The organism is Shewanella sp. CAL98-MNA-CIBAN-0140 (assembly GCF_040309905.1).
GTDB classification, from domain to species: Bacteria; Pseudomonadota; Gammaproteobacteria; order Enterobacterales; family Shewanellaceae; genus Shewanella; species Shewanella psychromarinicola.
In genome coordinates this window covers 1-24,984 of record NZ_JBEOPI010000020.1, presented here as the reverse complement: position 1 = coordinate 24,984, position 24,984 = coordinate 1, and the positions used below count along the sequence as shown (strand labels likewise).

Sequence of the window (24,984 nt, the reverse complement as noted above, 5' to 3'; positions counted from 1 at the left end):
GAATGTCGATTTTGGCTGAAGTTCGATGACTAAAAGCCTACCGAGCTCCATTTCTTCCGGTAGACTTACCTTATAGATATACCTCATAGACTAAAGTTTAATTCAGTTATCCTCAGTAACACCTATAGCTAATAACGCTATTACAAACAGTTAATTAGTTATCAATTCCGATCTGTTTTTATCAAGTGTAAATCTTCAATGACAACTCAGTGAGATTAACATCACAGTTTAGACCATTTTTTACTTGCTTTACGTTCGCGTCAACGTCAGAGTGATATTCATATTATTGATGTTAATTTTTACGCGCAGTAAATTGGAGTGGTTATGAGTACAGAGCAAACAGGTCAAGATATCGTTATTGTTGCTGCGAAGCGTACACCAATGGGTGGGTTTCAAGGGGCGTTATCTGAAGTGGCATCTCCGGTATTAGCTGCTACCGCGATTAAAGGCTTATTAGCCCAAACGGGTGTGAGTGACAATAGCGTCGACGAAGTATTAATGGGTTGTGTATTACCAGCAGGTCTTGGACAGGCGCCCGCTCGCCAAGCCACTCTGGGGGCTGGTTTACCTTTTAGCGTAGGCGCAACTACGGTCAATAAAGTCTGTGGTTCAGGCATGAAAGCGGTCATGTTAGCCCACGATTTAATTAAAGCGGGTAGCAATAATGTGGTTATTGCGGGAGGCATGGAAAACATGAGCCAGGCACCATACTTACTCGACAAAGCGCGCAGTGGGATGCGTATGGGCCACGGTAAAGTCATCGACCACATGTTTTTAGACGGTCTTGAAGATGCTTACACTGGCGGCGCTATGGGCACGTTTGCGCAAAAAACGGCCGACGACTTTGGCTTAACTCGCCAACAAATGGACGCGTTTGCCTTGGCTTCACTAGAAAAAGCCAATCGTGCGATTCAGTCAGGCGCATTTAAAGACGAAGTGGTACCCGTTCATATCAGCACTCGCCGCGGCGATGTCACCGTTGATACTGACGAGCAGCCCGGTAACGCGCGGCCAGAAAAAATCCCAACACTGCGTGCCGCTTTTACCAAAGACGGCACCATCACCGCAGCCAATTCAAGTTCAATATCAGATGGCGCAGCAGCATTAATGTTGATGACCCGAGACAAAGCACAACAACTTGGCTTAAACGTATTAGCCACCATCAAAGGCCACACCACTCATTCACAAGAACCATCAATGTTTACCACCGCACCTGTAGGCGCGATGCAAAAATTGTTCGAAAAAGTGCAGTGGAATAAAGGCGATGTCGATTTATATGAAATCAACGAAGCTTTTGCCATGGTGAGCATGTTAGCGATTTCAGAACTAGGCTTAGATGCCAACAAAGTCAACGTTAATGGCGGTGCCTGTGCGTTAGGCCATCCTATTGGTTGTTCTGGTGCGCGTTTATTAGTCACACTGATTTATGCCTTAAAAGCTCGTGGCTTAAAACGTGGTGTGGCATCGTTATGCATTGGTGGCGGTGAAGCCACCGCCATGGCTATAGAAGTGTAAAAATCAACATTAGCTAAGCTCAACAAGGCATTAGTTCAACAACACTACCGCACAGGTAGAAGCAAACGCAGCCACATTAAATGTGATACTGACAACCATAATAATCCGCATTACCTGTGCAGTAACTCAATACGAGTGATGTTATTCACTCACAAGATATTCAAGGATCGAGGAAAGCAACATGATCACACAAGTTAAGCATTATATTGATGGCGAATTCACTCATGGTTGCGGCGATCGCAATATTGACGTCACCAACCCAGCCAACAATACGGTTATCGCAAAAATTAACTGCGCTACTACTGCCGAAGTAGAGCAGGCCATTCACAGTGCCAAAGAAGCGTTTAAAACCTGGAAAGAAGTCCCCGTGTCTGAACGTGCGCGGGTCATGTTGCGTTACCAACATTTACTTAAAGAACATCACGACGAATTGGCGACGATTTTGGCTCAAGAGACAGGTAAAACCTTTGAAGATGCTAAAGGTGATGTATGGCGCGGTATTGAAGTGGCCGAACATGCTTGTGGTGTTGCAACATTAATGATGGGCGAAACCGTTGAAAACGTCGCCCGTAATATCGATACCTATAGCTACACTCAACCCTTGGGTGTATGCGCCGGTATTACCCCGTTTAACTTTCCCGCAATGATCCCGTTATGGATGTTCCCGTTATCGATTGCTTGTGGTAATACCTTTATTTTAAAACCATCTGAACAAGATCCTATGACGCCACAACGTTTAGTGGAATTGTTTGTTGAAGCTGGTGCGCCAAAAGGCGTATTACAACTTATCCATGGCGACAAGACAGCAGTCGACATTTTGCTAAGAGACCCAGTCATTAAAGCGATTTCGTTTGTGGGCTCAGTGGGGGTTGGCCAATATATTTATAAAACCGGTACTGACAACCTAAAACGCGTGCAAGCCTTCGCGGGGGCTAAAAACCACTGCGTGATCATGCCTGATGCGAACAAGCAGCAAGTGATCAATAACATGGTTGGCGCCTCTGTTGGCGCAGCTGGTCAGCGTTGTATGGCGATTTCAGTAGCGATTTTTGTCGGTAAAGCCAAAGAGTGGATCCCAGAATTAAAACAAGCGTTAGCCAAGGTCCGTCCGGGTTTATGGGATGACAAAGACGCAGCCTATGGCCCTGTCATTAGCCCAGCAGCTAAAGTACGGGTGCTGAAATTAATTGCCCAAGGTAAAGCCGAAGGCGCTGAATGTTTACTCGATGGTAGTGACTTTACGGTTGCAGGGTATGAGTCAGGTAACTGGGTTGGCCCAACCATGTTTACCAATGTCACCACCGACATGAGCATTTACAAAGAAGAAATATTTGGCCCCGTCCTGTGTTGTATGGAAGCCGAAAATTTAGACGATGCTATCGAGCTGGTGAACAATAGCCCTTATGGCAATGGTACCTCAATCTTTACCGCCTCGGGCGGCGCGGCCCGTAAATATCAACACGAAATTGAAGTTGGCCAAGTGGGCATTAACGTGCCAATTCCAGTGCCATTACCCTTCTTTTCATTTACCGGTTGGAAAGGCAGTTTCTATGGTGATCAACACGCTTATGGCAAACAAGCTGTGCGTTTTTGCACCGAAACTAAAACCATTACCTCGCGCTGGTTTGATGCAGAAGCCGTTAGCGGCCCTAACATGAGCATTGATCTCAAATAAGCTCCACTGGGGTTAGTATCCATTTGTCGCGATAGTTTATTGATTTATCGCGGCAACATTTATCTGCCAACACAACAAGACAATGTTGACTCGCGCCATTTTATGATGGTGTAGCAAGACCAGACACTATAATGGTTAAGCAGCTTAAGCTGCAGGCGGGCAAAAGATCAAATGACCCAAGAGTCATCCAAGACAATAACAGGAGTCCAGCATGGATTTTAATTTAAATGAAGATCAGCGTCAGTTTGCTGATTTAGCCCGTCAATTTGCCGCAGAACAACTCGCGCCATTCGCCGCCAAGTGGGACGAAGAGCATCATTTTCCTAAAGACGTGATTCAAAAAGCCGGCGAGCTAGGGTTTTGTTCATTGTATTCGCCTGAATCTGAAGGTGGCATGGGCTTATCTCGCTTAGACGCCTCGATTATTTTTGAAGAATTAGCCCATGGCTGTACCACCACTACGGCGATGTTAACCATTCATAATATGGCCACTTGGATGGTCACTACTTGGGGCACTGAAACCCTACGTCAACAGTGGTCTGAAGGCTTAACTACCGGACAATTATTGGCTTCATACTGTTTAACTGAGTCTGGCGCTGGCAGTGATGCTGCATCACTGCAAACTAAAGCCGTGCGTGACGGTGATGATTACCTGATCACAGGATCGAAAATGTTTATTTCAGGCGCCGGAGAAACCGAGCTTTTGGTGGTGATGTGCCGCACTGGTGAGCCAGGCCCTAAAGGCATTTCAGCCATTGCGGTACCAGCTGATGCCGCTGGAGTAACCTATGGTAAAGCAGAAGATAAAATGGGCTGGAACGCTCAGCCAACAAAAATGATAAGTTTTGAAAACGTACGTGTGCCAGCGGCCAATTTACTCGGTGAAGAAGGCCAAGGCTTTACGTTTGCGATGAAAGGCTTAGACGGCGGACGGATTAACATTGCCACCTGTTCAATTGGTACCGCTCAAGCGGCATTAACCCACGCCACCCAATACATGAATGAGCGTAAACAGTTTGGTAAGCCATTAGCGGCTTTTCAAGCATTGCAGTTTAAACTTGCAGATATGGCGACTGAACTGGTTGCTGCGCGTCAAATGGTGCGTTTAGCGGCATTTAAATTAGATACCCAAGACCCTGAAGCCAGCGCCTATTGTGCCATGGCAAAACGCTTTGCCACCGATGTCGGTTTTCAAGTATGTGACAGTGCGTTGCAAATTCATGGTGGTTACGGTTACATCCGCGAATATCCATTAGAACGTCATTTCCGCGATGTACGCGTGCACCAAATTTTAGAGGGCACCAATGAGATAATGCGCTTAATTATTGCCCGTCGTTTGTTAGCCAGCGATGCTCATCCTATCCTGTAACAAACAGGTTCACTACTGACTATTCTACAACTGAATGATCCACAACTGATTTTCTAGCATAAGGACATAAGGTTATGACTACACAACCCGATATTCTTGAACATATTATAGGCCACACGGCTATTTTGACCCTGAATAATCCGCCAGCCAATACTTGGACCGCTGACAGTTTACAAGCGCTGAAACACACAGTGCTTAAGCTAAACCAAAACAAAACTATTTATGCTTTGGTGATCACAGGTCAAGGGGATAAATTTTTTTCAGCAGGTGCAGATTTAAATTTGTTTGCCGACGGCGATAAAGTCAATGCAGCTTCCATGGCGGAACATTTTGGTGAAGCGTTTGAAGCCTTAAGTGCGTTTCGCGGTGTGTCGATTGCTGCCATTAATGGTTTTGCCATTAGCGGTGGATTAGAAGTGGCGTTAGCTTGCGACTTACGTATCGCTGAAGCGCAAGCGAAAATGGCATTGCCTGAAGCATCAGTAGGATTATCGCCTTGCGCCGGTGGAACCCAAAACTTAACCGCATTAGTTGGCGAAGGTTGGGCTAAGCGGATGATTTTGTGTGGTGAACTTATTGATGCCACTAAAGCAGAGAAAATCGGTTTAGTTGAAGAAATGGTCGAAAAAGGTCAAGCATTGAATGCCGCTGTTGCTCTGGCAGCTAAAGTAGCTAGACAGTCACCTTGCAGTGTTAACGTATGTAAACCTCTTATTCAAGCTGGGCGCACAATGGCGCGTACACAAGCGCTGCCGCTTGAGCGTGAGCGGTTTATTGGTTTATTTGATACTGAAGATCAAACTGAAGGTGTGAATGCCTTTTTTCAAAAACGCACCCCAAAATGGAAGAACGGCTAATGACTCAAGATGTAATATTTCAAACATTAGGGACGCTATCAGGCCAATCAATTGGTGTGGTCACGCTCAATATCGAAAAAGCGCTTAATGCATTGAATCTCGACATGTTGCAAGCCATGCAAGCGCAGCTAACTCAGTGGCAGCAGGACGATAGTATTGCTTGTGTGGTAATGGATGGTGCAGGCGACAAAGCCTTCTGCGCGGGGGGGGATGTGCGAGCGATTTATCATGCTGCAGTGGCAAACCCGAATAACTTGACCGCAGAAGCCGGTGATTTTTTTACCCAAGAATATCAGCTTGATTATTTACTGCATCAATTCGGTAAACCCGTATTGGTGTGGGGCGACGGTATTGTGATGGGCGGCGGGTTAGGATTAATGACGGGTGGAAGTCATCGAGTTGTCACTGAACGCAGCCGTATTGCGATGCCAGAAGTCACCATTGGGCTATACCCTGATGTAGGCGCTAGCTACTTTTTAAATCGTATGCCGGGTAAAACTGGGCTGTTTTTGGGCTTAACGGCTTACAACATGGGGGCAGCAGATGCGCTGTATGTTGGCTTGGGTAATCATTATCTTAATAGCGATGAAAAAGAGCCATTTTTCGATGCCATGGCTGAACTGGCTTGGAGTCAAGATAGTGAGCAGAATCATCACTTATTGAGTGACTTGCTCACTGGCATGACTCAGCCGCATTTAGCATCGCTGCCAACCAGTGCTTTGCAACAATTTCAAAGCCAAATCGATTTATTAATGGCCGGTGACATTCTTGATGTACATCACCAATTATCAACCCTAAATACTGAACTTGATTGGCTTAAACGAGCACAAAAAACCGCATTAGCTGGCAGCCCGATTAGTTGGCATTTAATTTTTGCTCAGGCAGCATTGGGTACCGATCTTAGCTTGGCAGAATGCTTTAAATGGGAGTTAGGCGTGAGCGTTAATTGTTGCTCCATGGGTGATTTTTGCGAAGGCATTCGAGCATTATTGATAGATAAAGACCGAAGCCCACAATGGTTGTTTACTGATGTAGAGGCTGTGGACGCAAACAAGATTGCCCAGTTAGTTGCATCGCCTTGGGCTGCAGATAAACACCCATTAGCAAGCTTTAATTAAAAAGGATGAGCAATATGGCAACAGTAGCATTTATTGGTTTAGGTAACATGGGCGGCCCAATGGCGGCCAACTTAGTTAAAGCCGGCTTAACCGTTAAGGTGTTTGACTTAAATCCGGCGGCAGTAGAAGCCTTAACTGCACAAGGTGCATTAAGCGCCAAAACGGCGTGTGGTGCAGCGGCATCGGCCGATTTTGTGATTACCATGCTACCTGCAGGTAAGCATGTGCGCAGTTTGTATTTAGGTGATGACAACAATAAAGGCCTACTAGAGGTGGTGTCAAAACAGGCATTATTAATTGATTGCTCTACCATCGATGCCGATAGTGCCCGTTTAGTGGGTGCTAAAGCCGCCGAGAAAGGGATTGAGTTTATGGATGCACCAGTCTCTGGCGGCACGGCAGGCGCTGCAGCAGGCACCTTAACCTTTATCTGTGGCGGGACTGACCAAGCTTATCAACAAGCGCAAACGGTGTTGACGGTTATGGGCGGCAATATTTTCCATGCTGGCGCGGTAGGGGCAGGTCAAATTGCCAAAATTTGTAATAACATGCTGTTGTCTGTGTTAATGGTCGGTACCAGTGAGTCATTACAATTAGGTTTGGATAATGGCTTAGATCCTAAAGTGCTATCTGATATCATGAAAGTCAGCAGTGGCGGTAACTGGACCTTAGAAAAGTATAATCCATGCCCTGATGTGATGGAAAACGTACCGTCGTCTAACGATTATCAAGGTGGCTTTATGGTTGACTTGATGGTCAAAGATTTAGGCTTGTCGCAAGAAGCGGCAGTCGCCTCTAATTCAAGCACACCAATGAGTTCTCTGGCTCGTAGCTTATATGTTAATCATGCTCGTCAAGGCCATGGTCGTCGCGATTTTTCGAGTATTTTTGAACAATTTTCAAAGAAAAAATAAAGGATTCAGTTGATGGAATTAAAAGATAAGGTTGTCGTCATTACTGGCGGAGCAGGTGGACTAGGTCTGGCAATGGCGCACGATTTAGCTGCTCGAGGGGCTAAATTGGCGCTTATCGATGTTGATCAAACCAAGCTTGAAGAAGCCTGTGCTGATTTAGGTTCAACAACTGAAGTACAAGGCTACGCCTTAGACATTACTGATGAAGAAGATGTCGTCGCTGGCTTTAAATATATTGTTGAAGATTTTGGTCAAGTGAATGTGTTAATTAACAACGCCGGTATTTTACGTGACGGGTTAATGGTCAAAGCCAAAGAAGGCAAAGTGATCGACCGCATGTCGTATCAGCAATTTCAATCGGTGATCAACGTAAACTTAACCGGCACTTTTTTGTGTGGTCGCGAAGCGGCTGCAGCCATGATTGAAACGGGCCAAGCTGGGGTGATCATTAATATTTCTAGCTTAGCTAAATCCGGTAATATGGGGCAGTCTAATTATTCGGCGTCTAAAGCGGGCGTAGCAGCCATGTCCGTAGGCTGGGCCAAAGAACTCGCGCGCTATAACATTCGCAGTGCCGCCGTTGCCCCAGGTGTTATTGCTACTGAAATGACCGCCGCCATGAAACCAGAAGCGTTAGAACGCCTTGAAAAAATGGTTCCAGTTGGCCGTTTAGGTCAGCCAGAAGAAATTGCTTCAACGGTGCGTTTTATCATTGAAAATGATTATGTGAATGGCCGAGTGTTCGAAATTGATGGTGGTATTCGTTTATAAGCGATGATATCTGCTTTAAGTTTGTTATGATGCTGTCACGCCAAGCTAATACTATTCGTATTAGCTTGGCGTTATTTTTTCACTCTTTAGGGATGCTATTACGTGGCCAAATTAGAATTTCTGATCAAAAAAATCATGTTAATTGTTGGAGTGCTAGGGGTGATAATCATCTATGGCGGTTTTTTGTATTTATTCTTTTCCGATCGTTCAACGGCTGCTTTACCGTGGTTTTTACTTATCTCACCTTGGATTTGCGTCTACTTTGGTTTAACACATGTGCAGCAAGTGGCTGTAATACAATGGTTTGTCAATAAATTCACCTTTAAAAACAACGCTAAGTAGCCCCGTTTATGTCTGCTCTATCAGCGTTTTTATCGCGGTTTTCTATTCCCCTGTATACCATGATAGCCTTGGTTGCATTTGCGGCTAACTCAGTATTGTGCCGCATGGCGTTATCATCGACCCAGCAAACAACGCCATTAATTGACCCAAGCAGTTTTACGGCCATTCGTTTGACCACAGGTGCCTTGGTGTTGTGGTTATTAATGTTATTGCGACCAAGTAAAACCGACACTAATAACTCCACTCGCCGAGGTAGCTTGTTTGCTGCGGGATTACTGTTTATCTATGCTGTGGCGTTTTCATACGCTTATGTACTGCTCGACACCGCTACTGGTGCGTTGATTTTGTTTGCCGCAGTGCAAATTAGCATGATGGTCATCAGCCATATTCAAGGTCAACGACTGACGTTACTCGAGTTCATTGGGGCATTATTGGCTTTTGCTGGCTTTGGCTATTTAGTGTTACCTGGGGTTAGTGCTCCCTCACTCACCGGCTTAGTGTTAATGGCCATCAGTGGCTGTGCATGGGGGGGCTACACTTTATTGGGTAAACAGTCTCGCCAACCGCTATTCGACACTGGATATAATTTTATTCGGACCTTGCCGTTGGTTATGGTGATGATAGGCGCAGTATGGTTGCTGTCCGTGTTTGCCGTTACCGAACCAATGAGCCACTTCATATTATCACCATTAGGGATCCTACTGGCCATCTTGTCAGGCGGGGCGGCATCCGGTGTCGGGTATGCATTATGGTATCAAGCATTACGTGGGTTAACATCAACCCATGCCGCGGTATTACAGCTGACCGTTCCCGTCATTGCAGCCTTAGGTGGCGTGTTGTTTTTAGGTGAAACGATCAGTATTCATCTTAGTATCTCAGCCTGCATCATTTTTTTAGGCATAGCATTAGTCATTTTAGCTAAGCCAAAACAAATCAAAATTTAATAGATTAACTCAATAAAACAAACGATTAACGAGGTTATATGAGCAATTCAACAGCGTATCCTATTGGTACTCCAGGGCAAAAGTGGACCGATGCTGACAAAAGCCAATGGTTAGCACAAGTGACGATAAAACGTTCATATCAAGATGAAGTGGTGAGTAAATTAACCCCGCTGGCCGCTCAGTTTGAACAAGTACAATACGGCGCGTTATCTTATGATGCCGACAAATACCCACTGTTTGCGTTTAAATCTCAGCAGTGGGATAGCAATAAAAAAACCATTCTCGTGACGGGTGGTGTGCATGGATATGAAACCAGCGGTGTACAAGGTGCGATTCAATTCTTAGCCACGAAAGCACAACACTATGCTCAATATTTCAATGTAGTCGTAGCGCCTTGCATCAGTCCTTGGGGTTATGAAACTATTAATCGTTGGAATCCTAAAGCCATCGACCCTAATCGTTCTTTTTATCCTAATAGCCCAGCAGAAGAGTCTGCTGCACTGATGGCATTTGTCGCAACACTGGGCGATATTTATGCGCATATTGACCTACATGAAACTACCGATACTGACGAGCTGGAGTTCAGACCGGTATTATCTGCTCGCGATGGTGTTGAATACGACAAAGGTATTATTCCTGACGGTTTCTACCTTGTAGGTGACAGTGACAACCCAACACCCGCATTTCAAAAAGCGGTTATCGACTCGGTCTTAAAAGTGACTCATATTGCTCCAGCAGATGATAAAAACCAACTTATCGAAGTGCCGATTGAACAATTTGGGGTGGTTAACTATCCGGTTAAAAAACTCAGTTTATGCGCCGGCATTACAGTCAATCACTTTAACACCACCACCGAAGTCTATCCCGATAGCCCACTTGTCACCGTTCAAGAATGTAACGACGCTCAAGTCGCTGCCATCATTGGTGGATTGGATTATATTGTTGGTTATTTGAAGCTTTAAAAACGATGGCAAGCGATGACAAGCGATGACAAGCGGTCAAAGCCTAGAGACTAGGGCGGACTGCGTCCTGCTAGATCGCTGCGCTGCTATAAAAGCGGAGAAGAGCGGGATGACAAGCGATAGCCGGCGATGACAATCGATGACAAGCTGGCAGTGCCTAGAGATTAGGGCGGACTTCTTCCTGCTAGAGTCGTTTCGCTGTGCTGTTTGCTTTTATAGCATCTAGCCGCGCAGCGTCCTAGCAGCGCAGCGCTCTAGGCTGTTTGTTTTATTGCGTCCTGCTAGGGTCGCTTCGCTGCTAAGATTTTATAGCATCTAGCCGCGCAGCGTCCTAGCAGTGCAGCGCTCTAGGCTCTTGCTATAGATTTTATAGCCTCTAGGCTGTTGAAGCTTTTACCGTCAACGCCGGGTTAGTGTTTGCTTTTGTGTTGTTATCGATATCGGTCCATTTTAGGTTGATAAATAGCCCGAAAATCCTTACAATATTGCGCTTCGTATTTACCTCGGCTTTGCCGTATGCCAGTTTCAATATCATTTTTTGCTTGCTTGGGTCGTCTAGACGTCAACTCAAACGATTACACGATAATTTGATATGGGCTTTAACACACAACACGATTTGGAATTTCATTTTGATTACAACAGCTAACATCACGATGCAGTTTGGCGCAAAGCCACTGTTTGAAAACCTATCAGTTAAATTTGGTGGCGGTAATCGCTACGGTTTAATTGGCGCGAATGGTTGTGGTAAATCCACCTTTATGAAAATCCTTGCCGGTGATTTAGAGCCTTCAAGCGGTAACGTCTCGATAGATGTTAACGAGCGCATGGGTAAATTAAACCAAGACCAGTTTGCTTACGAAAGTTTTTCAGTCATTGATACTGTGATCATGGGCCACAGAGAGTTGTGGAAAGTGAAGCAAGAGCGTGACCGTATTTATTCTTTACCTGAAATGAGTGAAGAAGACGGTATCAAAGTGTCTGAGCTTGAGATGGAATTTGCTGAGATGGATGGGTATACCTCGGACGCTCGTGCAGGCGATTTATTGCTTGGTGTGGGTATTGCCACTGAGCAACATTTTGGGTTAATGAGCGAAATCGCTCCTGGTTTCAAATTGCGGGTGTTATTGGCGCAAGCATTATTCTCAAATCCAGATTTATTGTTACTTGACGAACCGACCAACAACTTGGACATCGATACTATTCGCTGGTTACAAGACATGTTGAACCAACGTAACAGCACCATGATTATTATTTCCCATGACCGTTACTTTTTAAACTCAGTGTGTACCCACATGGCTGACTTAGATTACGGTGAACTGCGAGTGTTCCCTGGTAACTACGACGAATACATGATGGCTGCACAGCAATCACGTGAACGTTTAATGAATGACAACGCGAAGAAAAAAGCGCAAATTGCTGAATTACAAACCTTCGTAGCACGCTTCTCGGCTAACGCATCGAAAGCGAAACAAGCCACATCACGCGCTAAGCAAATTGATAAAATTAAACTTGATGACATTAAAGCATCAAGTCGCGTCAACCCCTTTATTCGTTTCGAGCAAGACAAGAAATTGTTTCGAAATGCACTGGTCGTCGAAAATTTAACTAAAGGTTACGACAAACCCTTATTTAGCAAACTGAACTTAATGGTTGAAGTGGGTGAACGTATTGCTATTTTGGGTCAGAACGGTATTGGTAAAACCACCTTACTACGTACTTTAGTGCACGATATTCCACAAGACGAAGGGACTATTAATTGGTCTGAAAATGCCAATCTTGGTTACTACGCCCAGGATCATGAAGCTGATTTTACTAATGACATGACTTTATTTGAATGGATGAGTCAATGGCGTAAAGAAAACGATGACGATCAATCTGTTCGCGGTATTTTAGGCCGTATGTTGTTTGGCGCAGATGACATTAAAAAATCCGTTAAAGTGTTGTCCGGTGGTGAAAAAGGCCGTATGTATTTCGGTAAACTTATCATGCAAAAAGCCAATATTTTGTTACTCGATGAACCAACCAACCACATGGATATGGAATCAATCGAGTCATTAAATAATGCGCTTGAAAAGTACGAAGGCACATTGATTTTCGTCTCCCATGACCGTGCATTTGTATCATCATTGGCCACACGTATTATTGAAATCACCGACAAGGGTATTAATGATTTCAAAGGCACTTACGACGAGTTATTGGCGAGTAAAGGTATCGACGCTTAATTGTGGTTTTATAGCCAGTATCGTTTATAGCCAATACTAACGAATTAACATCATTAGCCCTGAACAAATGTTCGGGGCTTTTTGTTTTTATTTACCTGCCTAAGTCATATACTCTAGTGTTATAAATCAATGGTATTACCCAGCACAGGCATCTATTTTATGAGCATCACCCTCGAACAAGCCGCATCAACCTTGAATGAACTCAAATGTCGTACTAATTTTAATATTAAGAATGTTACCGAATACATGCTCCCTGAGTTAAAAGAACCGGTTTATTTGCATGTGGAAGGACAAACGCCATTACTGATTATCCGTCCGGCATTTGAAATTTTTTCGACAGAATTGGCGACCATAGATGGCGTACACGCAAAATATGATTATTACCATAATGCGCAAATGACCCGATTTCCAACCCGTCGAAACAAAGGCTTAAATGAAATTCACTATGGTCTAGCATTTCGGTTTGATACCACAGATGCAGTTATTCTATTTATCAATAGACTGATTGAAATTGTAAAAGGATAAGTTGACTCATTAGGAGCGCGATAGGCCATGACAGAGCAATTTAATATTAATCAGTTTAATTGTTCCATTAGCGGTATGGGACAGACCCTTATTTGGGCCCATGGCTCAACCGGCAGCATTCAAAGTGAAGATGCGATTGGTTTATATGCCTGGCATCGATTTCCCAAAAAGTTACAGCTTATTCGTTATGACGCCGTTGGTCATGGCTTGTCTTCAGCCGGTAAGTGCGTTGAAGACTATTTATGGCCAGAACTGGCGAATGACATGATAAGCATCGCCACGCATTTAAGCGCGCCATCAGAGCTTATTTTAGGCGGTCAATCAATGGGCAGTGTCACGAGCTTATATGCTGCATTGAAGTATCCAGAAAAAGTAAAAGGATTGATCCTGATGAACCCGCCCACAGCATGGGATGCACGGGCGGCACAAGTGGATATTTACCCTAAAATGGCCAAAGCAGCGCGTATTTTTGGCGGTAAAGGGTTAGCCAGGATAAACGCCAAACATTGGGGAAAAATGCTACCAAGTTGGCTGATTAATGGCCACGAACACAGTGTGCTGGGCACGTTAGACGGATTAAAATTGATGACACGTCAAACGCTTGACCGACTGTTTCGCGCAGCCGCCCTCAATGATCTGCCAAATAAACAACACATTGCCACATTGACTATGCCAACCCTGATTTTAGCCTGGGAGGGTGATAAGGCTCACCCCATTGAGACCGCCATTGAGTTGCATAAAATATTACCACATTCGACGTTACACATTGCTCACTCGATAGATGATGTCAATGAATGGCCAAAATTGATCAGTGAATTTTGTCTCAATAACGACAACAATGGGAAAGAACGATAAGAACCTAGATGTTAAATAGCTTCGCTACTAGAGGCTAGAACGCTTCGCTGCTAGAGGCTAGAAAAGCGGAAAGATTGAATGGACCTAGATGCTAGATCGTTTCATCTAGCTGTTACTTGCTTGTATAGTAGCGCAGCGATCTAGCAGGACGAAGTCCGCTCTAGCCTCTAGGCTTTAATTGCTTGTCACCCCAGCATCGCTCTTACCCGAGTACCAAGGCTACTTGGTGCAGTTTTGCAATAAGGCCACAAAAAAATCGCTGCCTTTACGCTCTGCAAAAGCAATATTCCGCTCAGGAATGGATTCGGGGTCGGTATAACTTGCTAACGCTATTTCCATACTGGCTTCACGGATAATATGCAGGCAAGGGTAGGGAGAACGATTGGTAAAATTAGCCGGACTGTCTTGGGGTTCACCTTCAAAGCAATAGTCTGGGTGAAAACTGGCGAGTTGGTAAATGCCTTCATAACCTTGCTCAATCAATTCATCATTTGCATAATCGACTATGTCTAAATAAGGGTAGAAACCTTCAAACCCACGAGGCAGAATAAACAGTGTGGTTTCAGTTTGAGGATGATTGTCCAAGTATTGGCATTCTTGTATTAACGCATTAAGCACTTTTGCTACTTTAGTTTCTTCAATGGCAACATAACGAATGCTGGCACGTTCCACCTCTCGACGGGCAAACGGGCAAATGTTGTATTTCATAATGACATCTTTCACCCATTTTTCAGTGTGAGTGAGGCATTCATGTGGTTCCATTACGTAACCTTTTAACCCTATTTAATGGTTCAGTGAGTTGTGGGTGGCAACATCATTGGGATAATCGATGCTACTAATAATAAAGCCATTGTGACATTAAAAATACGTTGTTGGCGCTCATTTTTAAGTAGCCGTTTTAGCGCCACCCCAAATCCAAGCCAGACAATTGCACAGGGAAATGCCACACACAAAAATACGCTGGCAATGGTAATCACTTGGCCATTGAGCTCTTGCTGCACTGAGGTAAATGTTGCAATGGCGCCGACAGCCATGATCCAACCTTTTGGATTCACCCATTGAAACGCAGCCGCTTGCAAAAAACTAAACGGTTTACTCACCGGTTTGCCTTCCATTTTACTGCTGCTATTGGCAATGAGCCATGATAGGTAAAGTAGGTAGCTGATACCAATCACTTTAATCACAATATGGATGAAGGGATAAGCTTTAAATATTGCGCTTAATCCAAGCCCGACGGCCAATATCATGGTCGGAAAACCTAAGCTTATACCCATTAAGTGAGGAATACTTCGCTTAATACCAAAGTTCACTCCAGAGGTCATTAACATAATGTTGTTCGGGCCAGGAGTAATGCCGGCAGAAAAAGCAAATAACGCAATGGCGAATACTAACTCCATGAAAGGGTCTCTGTAGTGGATTAATAAGCTATTTTGATAAGTCGAATTCTAGGGGAAATGAATGATTCACCATAATGATTTTTTTAACGCTTGCTTAAATATATCGTTTTAATATTAACACAACGGCTATTTATTCATTAAGCTGTTGTTATAAGTTAAGTAAATTATTAGTGACTCAGTGTAATCGTAGATCGTTACTATCAAGCAACAAGGCCAGAGTTTCTCTCTGAGCTCGTTACTTGAGCATTTCGATAATAACCAGGTAGGTTAATAACTGACATCTACTTCGTAAGATGAAAATTTACGGATATTAATCACCCCTGTATCAAAAATAAGATATTGGCCTTTAATGCCTTGTAAAATACCGCTAACTTCAGCAATTTTATCGAAATTATGCGACTTTACTTTAACTGGGAATTGCGTGATCGGATAACTTATGGCCTGAATATTAGCGTCTAGGCGTTCAATGACAATATCTTGATGTTCGGCCGCGAGGGCTTGCAGTTTATCTTCAATTAACGGGATAAGCTGCGCAGCTTGTTCTACCAAATCGACATCATCATTATGACCTTTTAGCATCGCTTGCCAATGGGTTTTATCATTAATGAATTTTGCCAGTTCAACTTCAATTAAGCCCGACATTTTACGGGTAGACACTTTAAAAATAGGTAAGCCTTGAGTCGCGCCTTGATCTATCCAACGGGTTGGGATTTGAGTATGGCGGGTAATACCTACTTTAATGCCTGAAGTATTAGACAAATAGACATAATGTGGCACAAAGCAATTTGACATGCCCCATTCTGGTTCGCGGCAAGTGCCTTGATCAAAGTGGCATGTTTCTGGTTTCATTATACACAGGTCGCAACTGGCCAGTTTTGTCATGCATACATAACAATGGCCCTGAGAATAACTTTTCTTGGTTTTTTTACCGCAGTTGCTGCAAAAAATATTACCCGTATGAGTCATGGTTAATGACTTACCAATAAGCGGGTTAAGCGCTAAACGCGCTTCTCCGACAGGTAAATGATACTCCACCTCATGATCATCATTGAGGTGGGTTTTTAGTTTTGATAGCGTTCCAAACATGGTTAATCCATTTATCGTCATTATTATGTGGCAGTTTAGCAGATGATGAAAACGGATTTTAGCCTTAATTTGCCTCGTTTGTTTTTGCCTTAAACGTTAAATTCAACTTATGCTAATTTACTGAGCTTATCTAATACAACATCATCACCCATTTCATAAAGTGATGCCGTGATTTGCTCCTCTTGAGCGGGGTCGGTTAAGCCAAATGCCATTGTCGCTCTAAATAACGCAATGCCTGTGTGGCTGGCCGTTTCGTATTGGCTACTAAACTGTTCAATGTTTACGCCTAACGCATTCATTTTATTAGAGATGTGCAACACAATCCCGGGGCGATCGTATGCGATTAAGTTGTAATACAGATGCTTAATCGGTTTCGTGCTTAAGGTGGTTTTAGCAAAGGTTAAGGCTAAGCCGTCAATGCATTCTAAGGCGTCAACTAATGCATCCCATTTTAGTGCTGGGACTTCTAATTGTAATATCGCGGCAAAAACGCCGTCTATATGGCGCATTTCCGAGTCTAGCCAGTTGCCATTATGTCGGCTTACTACATTGGCTATTTGTTCTACTAAGCCTTTTCTATCAGGTGCTTGAAGAGTAATAATATAACGCATCATTCGATATTTCTCCTATAAATAATGTCTGTAACACAACTGTCATCTTTACGTCATATAATCTCAGCCACTTAAGGTTGTGTTATGTTTTTATTGCTGTCTTACAACAGGTTTACTGTTGTGTTACTACAATTTATTTAGAGACTAATGGATAACTAATAGACAGTTATTTAGTCATAAATATTTATTGTTAGCATAGTAGACTGCACAATCAAAGCGCTAATTATGGCATCGATTAATTATTAGAGGTTCTTAATGGAAAGTCAGGTCAATCAACCTGGTTCTGCTGAAAAAAGTCTACTCGTTGATAGACATGCAACCCGCAGAGCATTTAAGGATAAAGCAGCTGAGATTGGGGTAACCATCGGTGGCACCTTAGTGTTTGTCACTTTGTTATTAATATTTTTCTATTTGCTGTATGTCATCAAGCCCATTTTTGATGGTGCAGATATAGAACCTGTTACGAGTGTCAGCTATCAACATGCTGATGCTAAAACCTTAATGGTCGGCAGTGATGAACAAAACGAAGTGCTATATCGGGTGACCAAATTGGGTACTGTTGATTTTTATTCAGCCGCGAGCGGTGAATTAATTTCGTCTTTTACTCCTAAACTTCCTCAAGGTGCAACGGTAACTAGCAGTACCAAATCAAGTCCAAGCGAGCAACGCTTCGCATTAGGGCTAAGCAACGGTCAAGTGATTGTTGTCGGGATTGAGTTTGGTTTGACCTACCCAGACAATCAACGTCTGATTACCCCTTCTTTACGTTATCCAATGGGGGAAGCGCCATTAACCATTAATCGCGATGGTGCTGTGTATAATCTGGTGTTTGATTATAGCGATAGTCGCATGAGCTTTGCTTATCAAGACAAAAATGGTGCTTGGAAGCTAAATCGCCAAGAAGGCGAAGAAAACATGATGACTGAAGAAGTTGAATGGTCATCGGTTGAAGTCTTTATTGAAGATGCGCCAAACGATGTCGTATCAGTATTAATGACTCCAGATCATCGTCAGCTTATTTTGAGCGCGAATAACAAACTATTTATTTACAACACTCGTAATGCACACTCTGTAGAGTTGCTTCAAGTCGTTGATGTAAAAAAAGTTAATGCTGATGTTAAGCAAGTGAATTTGCTTGCGGGTGCCAGCTCGATTTTAGTCAGTTATGACAGTGGCATTGTGAGTCAGTACTTCCAAGTAAATAGCGAAAAAGGGCGTTTATATGAGCAAATTCGTGAGTTTGATGATATTGCTCCAGTGAGTGTTATGGCGACAGAGTTTTATCGTAAAAGCTTTGCAGTCTTAAGCCCTGAAGGTGAGTTAACCCTGCTTTATACTACCAGTGAACGAGAGTTATTCGACGAGAAGTTTCAGTTAACTAACCCTGGGGAAATGAGCTTTAGCCCGCGTTCAAATGCCTTGGTGATTGAAGCCGATAACAAACTTAACCTTTTCTCTGTTGAAAACAGCCACCCAGAAATATCATGGAGCGCGCTGTGGGAGAAAGTGTGGTACGAAAGTTACCCTGAACCACAATATGTATGGCAATCGACGTCTGGTTCTGACGACTTTGAGGCTAAGTTAAGTTTAATGCCGTTAGCATTTGGTACCATGAAAGCCGCTTTTTACGCCATGTTGTTTGCGGCGCCATTAGCGATTGCCGGTGCCATTTATACCGCTTACTTTATGACGCCAAAAGTCCGCAACGTGGTAAAGCCTACCATTGAAATTATGGAGGCATTACCCACGGTTATTTTGGGTTTCTTGGCAGGATTATGGCTAGCGCCACTGATTGAAGATAACTTACCCGGCATAGTGGTGTTGTTGTTGTCAATGCCCATATCAATACTCATCACAGCATTTGCTTGGAGTAAATTGCCACAAACGTGGAAGCATCGCCTACCAGAAACATATCAAGAACTGATGTTATTGCCAGTGATTATATTTGTCGGTTGGTTCTCATTTACGATTAGCCCTGTCATTGAAGTGGCATTATTTGACGGTAATACTCGCCAGTTTATTACCAACGATTTAGGCATCACCTTTGACCAACGTAATGCGCTTGTTGTGGGGATTGCCATGGGTTTTGCGGTTATTCCAACAATATTTTCGATTGCTGAAGATGCTATTTTCTCCGTACCACGTCATTTGTCAAACGGCAGTTTGGCATTGGGTGCAACAAACTGGCAAACCCTGACCAAGGTGGTATTGCTTACCGCCAGTCCGGGTATTTTCTCGGCCATCATGATGGGCTTAGGCCGTGCAGTGGGTGAAACCATGATTGTGTTAATGGCAACCGGTAATACCGCAATCCTTGAGTGGAGTGTGTTTGAGGGTATGCGTACCTTAGCGGCAAACATTGCCGTAGAAATGCCGGAGTCGGCCATTGGCAGTACGCATTACCGTGTATTGTTCTTAGCCGCCTTTGTATTGTTCGTGTTCACCTTCTTCTTTAATACCATTGCAGAAGTTGTTCGCCAACGTTTACGCGAACGTTATAGCTCACTGTAAGGAAAGATGATGACTCAATTAATGATTATTTCGCCAATCGCCTTGAGAGGTTTGTGTAATGGGTAAGTGGTTTAAATCAGGTTCACCGTGGATTTGGATGACCGGTGGTGCCGTTAGTATCAGTTTAATTGCCGTTCTAGGCTTATTACTGTTAATTGCGTGGCGTGGCTTGAGTTACTTCTGGCCTGCTGATGTTTACCAATGGCAACTTGAAAACAATAATGGCGTTAAAAGCACCCTTATTGGTGAAATTTATAACCGCGAAGAAGTGCCTACGGAACGGTTAATTTCAGCAGGTCATAAATTTACCAAGCACCCTGGTGAGTTTGTGACGCGTTACTTGGTTAAAACAGGTAACCGTGAGTTTGTGGGATTAGATTTTCGTTGGATTTTAGCAACAGATATCGTTAGCCGTTCAATGCCTGCAGATGTTGCTAAGCTTGAGCGCACACAAAATGGTAATTTTTACGGTTACCCCGTTGCGGTTATTGAAGACGGTAAGCGTTTAGCGCTCAATGATGAAGCTGCGATTGAAACGTCATTGATGGGTCATATAGATCGTGCGGTTGCAATTGCTGATGAAGCATTAGCGTTGCAAAAAAGTGACATTGGCTCAATTAATTATCAAATGGAGCGTCTACGTTTAAAAGAGCGTGGTTATGAGCTAGAGGGTGAATTAACTGATGAGCTTAAAGCTGAGGTGGAAGCGCAAGTTGAACAGCTTCACCAAAACTACTTAGTCCTTGAAAAAGACTTGTTTGCCTTACGCGCTAAAGCCGCCCGCGATTCTGTTGTCGTCAAAGATATGCGTGGCGTTGAAGTCACCTTGCAACTGGACTCTATTTTAGACGTCAGCTATGTCAATCACATGAGCTTGCTCAGTAAAGTTGGCCACTGGTTTGTTGGTATTGGCCGCTTTGTCAGTGACGATCCCCGCGAAGCCAATACTGAGGGTGGGGTGTTCCCCGCTATTTTTGGTACCGTTTTTATGGTGATGCTAATGGCGGTTATTGTAACGCCATTTGGAGTCATTGCCGCGATTTACCTTCATGAATATGCTAAGAAAGGCCCTATTACCAAGCTGATCCGCATTGCGGTTATCAATTTGGCCGGTGTACCGTCAATTGTTTACGGTGTCTTTGGTTTAGGCTTCTTTGTCTACATGATGGGTGGCTCAATTGACCAATTATTTTTTCCAGAAGCATTGCCTTCACCAACATTTGGCTCTCCAGGGGTACTTTGGTCTGCATTGACCTTAGCTATTTTAACCTTGCCAGTGGTGATTGTATCAACTGAAGAAGGCTTAAGCCGGATTCCAAGTGCGGTTCGTCAAGGCAGTTTGGCTTTAGGTGCCACCAAAGCCGAAACCTTATGGCGTATTGTCATCCCAATGGCGAGCCCAGCGATTATGACTGGTTTGATTTTAGCTGTAGCACGTGCTGCCGGTGAAGTGGCGCCGTTAATGTTGGTTGGTGTGGTAAAATTAGCGCCAACATTACCGATTGATATGAATTTCCCGTTTGTGCATTTAGAACGTAAGTTTATGCACTTAGGTTTCCATATTTACGATGTAGGCTTCCAAAGCCCTAACGTTGAGGCTGCACGTCCCTTAGTGTATGCAACTTCGTTCTTATTAGTATCTGTAATTGTTGCCCTTAATTTAACCGCTATTAGCGTGCGCAACCATTTACGTGAAAAATTCCGTTCGCTAGAACATTAATTAGCGATATCCTGAGGAAAGATAAAAATGATTTCAATTGATAGTTCAGCAATGCAAACAGAAGCCGTTGATTTAGTTAACTTACCGGCACAGGATACCGCCCTTGAGATCCGTAATCTTGATTTACGTTACGGTGATAAACAAGCATTATTTGATGTCTCGATGAAGATCCCTAAAAAACAAGTTACCGCATTTATTGGCCCAAGTGGCTGTGGTAAATCAACTCTTTTGCGTTGTATTAACCGTATGAATGATTTGGTTGATAGTTGCAAAATTGACGGTGAAATCTTGCTTTATGGTCAAAATATTTATGATAAGAAAGTCGATGTAGCAGCATTACGTCGTAACGTAGGTATGGTCTTTCAGCGTCCTAATCCGTTTCCTAAGTCAATCTATGAAAACGTGGTCTATGGCTTACGTTTACAAGGATTGAGTAACCGTCGTGAATTAGATGAAGCGGCTGAACGTTCATTGCGTGGCGCAGCTATTTGGGACGAAGTGAAAGACCGTCTACACGACAATGCATTCGGATTATCGGGTGGTCAGCAACAACGTCTAGTGATTGCACGTGCCATAGCCATTGAGCCAGAAGTCTTATTACTCGATGAGCCAACGTCGGCGCTGGATCCAATGTCAACCTTAATTATTGAAGAGTTGATTACAGAATTAAAGGAAAAATATACCGTTGTTATTGTGACACATAACATGCAACAAGCAGCACGGGTGTCAGATCAAACGGCCTTTATGTACATGGGCGAATTGGTTGAATATGCTAATACTAATACCATTTTCACGACCCCCAAAAAGCGTAAAACTGAAGATTATATTACCGGCCGTTACGGTTGATCTTTGTTAAAAAAGCTTTTAATTAACAGATATAAATTAGGTGGGTATCATGGAAAAAATGAATTTAAGTAAACATATATCAGGCCAGTTTAATGCCGAACTTGATGACATTCGGAATCGGGTATTGGCTATGGGCGGTTTAGTTGAACGCCAGCTTGAACAAGCATTGGATGCGTTAGCAACGCTTGACTCAGAATTAGCTCAACAGGTGATCGAAGGCGATCACAAAGTCAATGGTATGGAAGTCGCTATTGATGAAGAGTGCACTCGTATTATTGCAAAACGCCAACCAGCCGCCAGTGATTTGCGTTTAATCATTGCCATTTCGAAAACCATTACTGATCTGGAGCGTATAGGTGATGCTTGTGTACGTATCGCCAAAGCGGCGGTAGAAAAGCGCGCTAACAGTCAACAACCCCTATTGGTCAGTATTGAAAACATGGGCCGTCACGCCACCCGCATGTTGCACTCAACCTTAGATGCATTAGCACGTATGGATGCCGATGAAGCGTTTGAGTTGCATAAACAAGATGCGAAAATAGACAAAGAGTATGAAGGTATCATCCGTCAATTAATGACTTATATGATGGAAGACCCTCGCTCAATCCCTGATGTGTTAGACGTATTATGGGCTGCGCGTGCGGTTGAGCGTGTAGGTGACCGTTGTAAGAATATTTGTGAATACGTGATTTACTATGTTAAAGGCAAAGACGTTCGTCATATTTCTTATGAAGAAATGGAAAAAGAACTATAAAAGATAACGGCTTTTAAAACGCCCTAATTTGTACTGTTTATTTAATAAACAGCCCAAATTAGGGCGTTTTTGTTTAGGGGTTTTGATGGATATTTGTTATCTTTGCTGGCTAGCTAATTTGCTCTATTGTTGAAGAATCTTTTTATGAAAAACACCCTTGCTCGTGGTTTAACTAATTTATTGCCTATGGTGCTGTCCATTTGGCTATTTTGGTCATTGTTCATCTCACTCGATGGCTTAGGTAAATTATTGCTCAATATTGTGGGGGTAGAATCTGTTTTTGTTGGTGCCGGTTTTTGTTTGGTCGCAAGTTTAGTGTTTATTGCCGGACTGCTATTTTCAGTTAGCCCCATTGCGTGGGTGTATGGTTGGATTGAAAGCCAACTGATGAAGTTTCCACTGTTTAAATCTGTCTACGGTAGTATTCGCGACATCGCGAGTTTGATGAATCGTGACGGTCAGCCGAAAACTCAAAAAACTGTATTAGTCAAACAAGCTAACGGCGGCTTTGTCGTCGGGTTTATCATGAGCGAATCGGTACCACAGCCACTTGCTGATGCGTTACCTGAAGGTGATTGGGTGCCAGTATTATTTCAATTAAGTTACCAAGTGGCAGGCGTGACCAGTTTAGTTAAACGCCAAGACTTAATTATCGTTGATTGGTCCTTCGAAGATGCCATGCGCTTTAATTTAACCGCCGGCATAACCAACAGTAATGTTGCCAAGAACTAGGTAAAGCGGGTAACCGCCGGTAGTTGCGATAAAAGCTGACAACAGTCGATAACAGCGAATGCTGCGCCTACGGAAAAAAAGCGATGAAAGACTCGGTGCGAGAGCGAACTGGCAGCTAGGTTTAAGCGTTGCTATTGTTAATCTGTACCATTAGCAGAATAATCGTAAAATAAGATCGACCAAACAATTGCCCAAAGCGATAACAGTGATTATCCTTGAGGTAATTCTTTATATGAGTGATAAATCAATGTCGGCCAACGAAAGTAAATTAGATAAAGTATTAGCTGAAGCTAGGGATTATAAAGCCTCTCGTGAGAAAGGGTATCGAGAACAAGCGCTTAAGTTATACCCTTGGGTATGCGGTCGCTGCACTCGCGAATTCACCCATAAAAATTTATCTGAGTTAACGGTTCATCATCGCGATCACAACCACGATAATAATCCATCAGATGGGACGAACTGGGAGTTATTGTGCCTGTATTGTCACGACAATGAACATTCGCGTTTTGAAGAGCTGATCCGTTACGGCAGTACTAAAGAATCCAAACAAGACGCTGCTACGTTCAATCCATTTGCAGATTTAAAAGCAATGATGAAGAAGTAGAGCTGAGACGGTAGAAGCGGTAAGAACGATGACAAGCGGTAACAAGCGGTAACAAGCGATGACAAGCGATGACAAGCGAGAAACCGCCTAGGAGCTAGGACGCTGCGCTGCGAGAGGCTATACAAGCAAAGTCAAAAGCTGGCTAGATTGATGAAAATCGATAACGGGCGATAAACAGCCTAGGAGCGAGTTCGCTACGCGGCGAGATGCTATACAGGCAAAGTCAAAAGCTGGATAGATTGATGAAAATCGATAACGGGCGAGAAACAGCCTAGAAGCTAGTCCGCTTTGCGGCGAGATGCTATACAGGCAAAGTCAAAAGCTAGGACGCTTTGCTGCGAGATACTATAAATTCGAAAGACAGAAGGCTAGAGGCTGATTCCGCCGTGGTAATACTTCTGAGCAGGGATCAGCTGGTTATTGTGGCTTAATGAATCTGTACACCGATTGAGGTAAACTTCCCTTAAGATAAAACGGTGTAAAAAAGTAATGAAAACTCAACCAACTTACTCAACAGAATTTAAAATAGATGCTGCAAACCTCGTTATTAAACAAGGTTACACTACGAGTGAAGCTTCCAAGGCTACAGGGGCAGGTCCAACAGCGATTAGACGTTGGGTGACTCAACTTAGACAAGAATTTGAAGGTATTACC

Annotated in this window: 24 protein-coding genes; 20 read left to right on the top strand and 4 right to left on the bottom strand. The window is 43.6% G+C overall.

What is annotated here, in order from left to right; all coding sequences use genetic code 11:
• The first annotated feature begins 324 nt into the window (after positions 1-324).
• The 13 genes from AAEY93_RS11780 (at position 325) to AAEY93_RS11720 (ending at position 14,069) form a co-directional block, all read left to right on the top strand.
• Positions 325-1,515: a thiolase family protein gene (locus AAEY93_RS11780; protein ID WP_124011846.1), complete on the top strand. Its 1,191-nt coding sequence runs from the start codon at positions 325-327 to the stop codon at positions 1,513-1,515.
• A 181-nt stretch (positions 1,516-1,696) separates the two neighbouring features.
• Positions 1,697-3,190, top strand: a complete 1,494-nt coding sequence (locus tag AAEY93_RS11775; protein ID WP_124011845.1) for a CoA-acylating methylmalonate-semialdehyde dehydrogenase — start codon at positions 1,697-1,699, stop codon at positions 3,188-3,190.
• 211 nt (positions 3,191-3,401) lie between these two features.
• Positions 3,402-4,559, top strand: coding sequence for an acyl-CoA dehydrogenase family protein (locus tag AAEY93_RS11770; RefSeq protein WP_124011844.1), 1,158 nt, complete (start codon positions 3,402-3,404; stop codon positions 4,557-4,559).
• Between the two features lie 74 nt (positions 4,560-4,633).
• A complete protein-coding gene (locus AAEY93_RS11765) occupies positions 4,634-5,416 on the top strand; it encodes an enoyl-CoA hydratase (protein WP_351077059.1) in 783 nt (260 codons plus the stop codon).
• Positions 5,416-6,534, top strand: a complete 1,119-nt coding sequence (locus tag AAEY93_RS11760) for an enoyl-CoA hydratase/isomerase family protein (protein WP_351077056.1) — start codon at positions 5,416-5,418, stop codon at positions 6,532-6,534. The genes AAEY93_RS11765 and AAEY93_RS11760 overlap by 1 nt, the downstream gene beginning before the upstream one ends.
• A 14-nt stretch (positions 6,535-6,548) precedes the next feature.
• Positions 6,549-7,448 carry a 3-hydroxyisobutyrate dehydrogenase gene (gene mmsB, locus AAEY93_RS11755; protein ID WP_101032222.1) on the top strand — a complete coding sequence of 300 codons (900 nt, stop codon included), beginning with the start codon at positions 6,549-6,551 and terminating at the stop codon, positions 7,446-7,448.
• Positions 7,449-7,460: 12 nt separating this feature from the next.
• A complete protein-coding gene (locus AAEY93_RS11750; RefSeq protein ID WP_101032221.1) occupies positions 7,461-8,219 on the top strand; it encodes an SDR family oxidoreductase in 759 nt (252 codons plus the stop codon).
• 135 nt (positions 8,220-8,354) lie between these two features.
• Positions 8,355-8,561, top strand: coding sequence for a hypothetical protein (locus AAEY93_RS11745; protein ID WP_101034701.1), 207 nt, complete (start codon positions 8,355-8,357; stop codon positions 8,559-8,561).
• Between the two features lie 8 nt (positions 8,562-8,569).
• A complete protein-coding gene (locus AAEY93_RS11740; RefSeq protein ID WP_206191816.1) occupies positions 8,570-9,505 on the top strand; it encodes a DMT family transporter in 936 nt (311 codons plus the stop codon).
• Between the two features lie 38 nt (positions 9,506-9,543).
• Entirely contained in the window at positions 9,544-10,467 is a 924-nt protein-coding gene (locus AAEY93_RS11735) for a M14 family metallopeptidase (RefSeq protein ID WP_124011842.1), read from the top strand.
• Positions 10,468-11,096: 629 nt separating this feature from the next.
• The gene (locus tag AAEY93_RS11730; RefSeq protein ID WP_101032219.1) at positions 11,097-12,689 is read left to right on the top strand and encodes an ABC-F family ATPase; all 1,593 of its coding nucleotides are present in this window, start codon (positions 11,097-11,099) and stop codon (positions 12,687-12,689) included.
• Positions 12,690-12,848: 159 nt separating this feature from the next.
• Positions 12,849-13,214, top strand: coding sequence for a hypothetical protein (locus AAEY93_RS11725; protein ID WP_164839502.1), 366 nt, complete (start codon positions 12,849-12,851; stop codon positions 13,212-13,214).
• Positions 13,215-13,241: 27 nt separating this feature from the next.
• Positions 13,242-14,069, top strand: coding sequence for an alpha/beta fold hydrolase (locus tag AAEY93_RS11720; RefSeq protein ID WP_124011841.1), 828 nt, complete (start codon positions 13,242-13,244; stop codon positions 14,067-14,069).
• 219 nt (positions 14,070-14,288) lie between these two features.
• Here AAEY93_RS11720 and AAEY93_RS11715 read toward each other — a convergent pair whose 3' ends face one another.
• The 4 genes from AAEY93_RS11715 to AAEY93_RS11700 form a co-directional block, all read right to left on the bottom strand.
• Positions 14,289-14,831, bottom strand: a complete 543-nt coding sequence (locus AAEY93_RS11715) for a DUF1415 domain-containing protein (protein ID WP_124011840.1) — start codon at positions 14,829-14,831, stop codon at positions 14,289-14,291.
• Between the two features lie 29 nt (positions 14,832-14,860).
• Entirely contained in the window at positions 14,861-15,466 is a 606-nt protein-coding gene (locus AAEY93_RS11710; RefSeq protein WP_101032215.1) for a LysE family translocator, read from the bottom strand.
• A 267-nt stretch (positions 15,467-15,733) separates the two neighbouring features.
• Positions 15,734-16,552: a DUF2797 domain-containing protein gene (locus AAEY93_RS11705; RefSeq protein WP_101032214.1), complete on the bottom strand. Its 819-nt coding sequence runs from the start codon at positions 16,550-16,552 to the stop codon at positions 15,734-15,736.
• Positions 16,553-16,659: 107 nt separating this feature from the next.
• Complete coding sequence (locus AAEY93_RS11700) at positions 16,660-17,166, bottom strand: glycine cleavage system transcriptional repressor (RefSeq protein ID WP_124011839.1); 507 nt, start codon at positions 17,164-17,166, stop codon at positions 16,660-16,662.
• Between the two features lie 252 nt (positions 17,167-17,418).
• Here AAEY93_RS11700 and AAEY93_RS11695 point away from each other — a divergent pair, with 252 nt between their 5' ends.
• From AAEY93_RS11695 to AAEY93_RS11665, 7 genes are all read left to right on the top strand, one after another.
• Positions 17,419-19,674 (top strand): ABC transporter permease subunit, encoded by a 2,256-nt coding sequence (locus tag AAEY93_RS11695; protein ID WP_124011838.1) that lies wholly within the window; start codon positions 17,419-17,421, stop codon positions 19,672-19,674.
• Positions 19,675-19,732: 58 nt separating this feature from the next.
• Positions 19,733-21,394, top strand: a complete 1,662-nt coding sequence (pstA, locus tag AAEY93_RS11690; RefSeq protein ID WP_124011837.1) for a phosphate ABC transporter permease PstA — start codon at positions 19,733-19,735, stop codon at positions 21,392-21,394.
• A gap of 27 nt (positions 21,395-21,421) precedes the next feature.
• Complete coding sequence (gene pstB, locus AAEY93_RS11685) at positions 21,422-22,240, top strand: phosphate ABC transporter ATP-binding protein PstB (RefSeq protein WP_101032210.1); 819 nt, start codon at positions 21,422-21,424, stop codon at positions 22,238-22,240.
• Between the two features lie 49 nt (positions 22,241-22,289).
• Positions 22,290-22,994: a phosphate signaling complex protein PhoU gene (gene phoU, locus AAEY93_RS11680; protein ID WP_101032209.1), complete on the top strand. Its 705-nt coding sequence runs from the start codon at positions 22,290-22,292 to the stop codon at positions 22,992-22,994.
• A gap of 144 nt (positions 22,995-23,138) precedes the next feature.
• Positions 23,139-23,726 (top strand): DUF502 domain-containing protein, encoded by a 588-nt coding sequence (locus AAEY93_RS11675; RefSeq protein ID WP_124011836.1) that lies wholly within the window; start codon positions 23,139-23,141, stop codon positions 23,724-23,726.
• Between the two features lie 247 nt (positions 23,727-23,973).
• Positions 23,974-24,330 carry a YajD family HNH nuclease gene (locus tag AAEY93_RS11670; protein WP_101034699.1) on the top strand — a complete coding sequence of 119 codons (357 nt, stop codon included), beginning with the start codon at positions 23,974-23,976 and terminating at the stop codon, positions 24,328-24,330.
• 489 nt (positions 24,331-24,819) lie between these two features.
• On the top strand, positions 24,820-24,984 hold a 165-nt coding region (locus AAEY93_RS11665; RefSeq protein WP_351077150.1), incomplete at its 3' end, for a transposase.

Excerpts from the sequence above, each read along its gene's own strand:
- AAEY93_RS11780 (WP_124011846.1), top strand. The coding sequence starts at position 325 with ATGAGTACAGAGCAAACAGGTCAAGATATCGTTATTGTTGCTGCGAAG.
- AAEY93_RS11775 (WP_124011845.1), top strand. The coding sequence starts at position 1,697 with ATGATCACACAAGTTAAGCATTATATTGATGGCGAATTCACTCATGGT.
- AAEY93_RS11770 (WP_124011844.1), top strand. The coding sequence starts at position 3,402 with ATGGATTTTAATTTAAATGAAGATCAGCGTCAGTTTGCTGATTTAGCC.
- AAEY93_RS11765 (WP_351077059.1), top strand. The coding sequence starts at position 4,634 with ATGACTACACAACCCGATATTCTTGAACATATTATAGGCCACACGGCT.
- AAEY93_RS11760 (WP_351077056.1), top strand. The coding sequence starts at position 5,416 with ATGACTCAAGATGTAATATTTCAAACATTAGGGACGCTATCAGGCCAA.
- mmsB (WP_101032222.1), top strand. The coding sequence starts at position 6,549 with ATGGCAACAGTAGCATTTATTGGTTTAGGTAACATGGGCGGCCCAATG.
- AAEY93_RS11750 (WP_101032221.1), top strand. The coding sequence starts at position 7,461 with ATGGAATTAAAAGATAAGGTTGTCGTCATTACTGGCGGAGCAGGTGGA.
- AAEY93_RS11745 (WP_101034701.1), top strand. The coding sequence starts at position 8,355 with ATGTTAATTGTTGGAGTGCTAGGGGTGATAATCATCTATGGCGGTTTT.
- AAEY93_RS11740 (WP_206191816.1), top strand. The coding sequence starts at position 8,570 with ATGTCTGCTCTATCAGCGTTTTTATCGCGGTTTTCTATTCCCCTGTAT.
- AAEY93_RS11735 (WP_124011842.1), top strand. The coding sequence starts at position 9,544 with ATGAGCAATTCAACAGCGTATCCTATTGGTACTCCAGGGCAAAAGTGG.
- AAEY93_RS11725 (WP_164839502.1), top strand. The coding sequence starts at position 12,849 with ATGAGCATCACCCTCGAACAAGCCGCATCAACCTTGAATGAACTCAAA.
- AAEY93_RS11720 (WP_124011841.1), top strand. The coding sequence starts at position 13,242 with ATGACAGAGCAATTTAATATTAATCAGTTTAATTGTTCCATTAGCGGT.
- AAEY93_RS11715 (WP_124011840.1), bottom strand. The coding sequence starts at position 14,831 with ATGGAACCACATGAATGCCTCACTCACACTGAAAAATGGGTGAAAGAT.
- AAEY93_RS11710 (WP_101032215.1), bottom strand. The coding sequence starts at position 15,466 with ATGGAGTTAGTATTCGCCATTGCGTTATTTGCTTTTTCTGCCGGCATT.
- AAEY93_RS11705 (WP_101032214.1), bottom strand. The coding sequence starts at position 16,552 with ATGTTTGGAACGCTATCAAAACTAAAAACCCACCTCAATGATGATCAT.
- AAEY93_RS11700 (WP_124011839.1), bottom strand. The coding sequence starts at position 17,166 with ATGATGCGTTATATTATTACTCTTCAAGCACCTGATAGAAAAGGCTTA.
- AAEY93_RS11695 (WP_124011838.1), top strand. The coding sequence starts at position 17,419 with ATGGAAAGTCAGGTCAATCAACCTGGTTCTGCTGAAAAAAGTCTACTC.
- pstA (WP_124011837.1), top strand. The coding sequence starts at position 19,733 with ATGGGTAAGTGGTTTAAATCAGGTTCACCGTGGATTTGGATGACCGGT.
- pstB (WP_101032210.1), top strand. The coding sequence starts at position 21,422 with ATGATTTCAATTGATAGTTCAGCAATGCAAACAGAAGCCGTTGATTTA.
- phoU (WP_101032209.1), top strand. The coding sequence starts at position 22,290 with ATGGAAAAAATGAATTTAAGTAAACATATATCAGGCCAGTTTAATGCC.
- AAEY93_RS11675 (WP_124011836.1), top strand. The coding sequence starts at position 23,139 with ATGAAAAACACCCTTGCTCGTGGTTTAACTAATTTATTGCCTATGGTG.
- AAEY93_RS11670 (WP_101034699.1), top strand. The coding sequence starts at position 23,974 with ATGTCGGCCAACGAAAGTAAATTAGATAAAGTATTAGCTGAAGCTAGG.